This is a genomic window from Nocardioides sp., assembly GCF_034670285.1.
In the GTDB taxonomy this organism is placed as follows: Bacteria; Actinomycetota; Actinomycetes; order Propionibacteriales; family Nocardioidaceae; genus Nocardioides.
This window is the reverse complement of sequence record NZ_JAXMNS010000524.1, coordinates 1-2,095: the sequence shown is the minus strand read 5'-3', so window position 1 is coordinate 2,095 and position 2,095 is coordinate 1. Positions and strand designations below refer to the sequence as shown.

Genomic DNA, 2,095 nt, shown 5'->3' with positions numbered 1-2,095 from the left:
CTCGCAGGAGCTCCGGGGTGACCAGGGCGGACAACCGCTCGTCGGCCTCCGCGAGCGCGGTCGCCGACTCCAGCAGGACGTGGTCGGAAGCGTCCCAGCGCTGTGCGGCAAACCGAGCCGGATCGGTGACTCCGCCGACCCAGGCGTGGTGGAAGTAGAGCGAGGCACCGTGGTCGATGATCCACAGGTTGCCTCCCCACCAGAGCAGGTTGGGATTGCGCCACGAGCGGTCGACGTTGGCGCAGAAGGCATCGAGCCACACGATGCTCGACGCCGTCTGCGGGTCCGACCCCTGGCCGTCGTAGCCGAAGGAGCCGGGCAGGAAGTCGCTGCCGAGGTTGGGACCCACGCTCGCGGTGAGCAGGTCCTGGACCTCCTCGTCGGCCTCGTAGCGGGCGATCTCCGCACTCAGGTCAAGCACCACCTGGCGGGGCGTGTCGAGCCCGATGCGTCGCGCGAGCTCGCCAACGATCACCTCAGCGGCCAGCACGCGTGGCCCCTGTCCGGCACGGCGGAACTTGCAGACGTAGGTGCCGAGGTCGTCGCCCTCGACCAGTCCGGGCAGGCTGCCGCCTTCGCGCAGCGGGGTGAGGTAGCGGGTGACGACGACGTCTGGGAGCGCTGTCACGTCAGCGGGGCCTCGTCGACCAGGCGTGCGCGCTGCTCGTCGATGTCGAAGTCGGCGTCCGGCCACTGCGGGTTGAGACCCTGGAGCGCGTCGCGCAGCAGCCAGCCGACCGCGAGGTTGCGGTACCACTTCTTGTCGGCCGGGATCACGTGCCACGGGGCGATCTCGGTGTTGGTGCGCTCGAGCGCCACCTCGTAGGCCTCGCGATAGTCGGGCCACAGCTCGCGCTCGTCGATGTCGCCGGGGTTGAACTTCCAGTACTTCGTCGGGTCGTCGAGGCGCGCGAGCAGCCGCTCCTTCTGGACCTCGTGCGAGACGTGCAGCATGCACTTGACCACGACCGTGCCGGAGGCCACCAGCTGCTGCTCGAAGTCGTTGATGGCTCCGTAGCGGCGCTCGATCTCCTCGGCCGAGGCCAGCTCACGCACGCGAGCAATCAGCACGTCCTCGTAGTGGGACCGGTCGAACACCCCGACCAGCCCGGCGGCCGGGAGCGCCTTCTCGATGCGCCACAGGAAGTCGTGGGCGAGCTCGTCCTTCGTCGGCGCCTTGAACGAGGTGATGCGCACGCCCTGGGGGTCGATCAGTCCGACGGTGTGGCGCACGACGCCGCCCTTGCCGGAGGTGTCCATCCCCTGGAGCACGAGCAGGACGCTGCGCGAGCCCTCCGTGCGCCCCTCGGCGAACAGCCGCTCCTGCAGGTCGGCCAGGTCGGCACCGAGCTCGGCGAGGGCGTCCTTGCCGTCACTCTTGGAGCCGTCGAAGTCGTGCGCCTCGTCGGTCGCCCACTGCGTGAGGTCGACGGGGCCGGGCGGGAGCCGCAGGTGCTCGACGAGGTTCATGTCCTCACCCTAGGACGTCGTCGTCCTCCACCGCCTCGGCGCTCCGGGCGGCCTTCAGCTCGTCGCGCACCACGGCGAACGAGATGCCCGACCCGTAGCCCTTGCGAGCCAGGAGCCCGACCAGGCGCCGGGTGGCGACGGTGTCGTCGACGCGGGTCAGGGTGCGGAGCTTCTTGCGCACCAACCGACGTGCGGCCTCCTCCTCGTCGGCGGGGTCGACCTCGTCGAGCACCTCGCGAGCGATCTCGTCGTCGACGCCCTTGCGACGCAGCTCCTGGGCGAGGGCCCGGCGCGCCAAGCCCTTGCCGGGCTGACGGTGCGAGACCCACAGCCGGGCGAAGGCCTCGTCGTCGATCAGGCCGACCTCCTCGAACCGGTCGAGCAGCCGCTCGGCGATCTCGACCGGCACGAGCTTCTTGGCGAGCTTGTCGGAGAGCTCCTTGCGGCTGCGTGCCTGGCCGGTCAACGCATCCAGCAGGATCTTGCGCGCCACGGCTTCGGGGTCCGCGTCGGGCCCCTTCGCCACCGGGTCCGGCGGCGGCGCTGTCGCCCTGGGCCGACCAGAGCGATCAGCGCCGCCGTGCGTCCAGGCGTCGACGCCCAGTGAGACGTCGCCGCTCCAGGA

The 2,095-nt window shown here is 70.7% G+C and carries 3 protein-coding genes; all 3 read right to left on the bottom strand.

Features of this window, described 5'->3' with window-relative positions; genetic code table 11:
* On the bottom strand, window positions 1-628 hold a 628-nt coding region (locus VOI19_RS18550; RefSeq protein WP_323794420.1), incomplete at its 3' end, for a HipA family kinase.
* On the bottom strand, window positions 625-1,470 hold the full coding sequence (locus tag VOI19_RS18545) for a polyphosphate kinase 2 family protein (protein ID WP_323794419.1): 846 nt from the start codon (window positions 1,468-1,470) through the stop codon (window positions 625-627). The genes VOI19_RS18545 and VOI19_RS18550, both read right to left, overlap by 4 nt.
* 4 nt (window positions 1,471-1,474) lie before the next feature.
* The coding region (locus VOI19_RS18540; RefSeq protein ID WP_416366408.1) for a regulatory protein RecX at window positions 1,475-2,095 on the bottom strand (621 nt) is incomplete at its 5' end.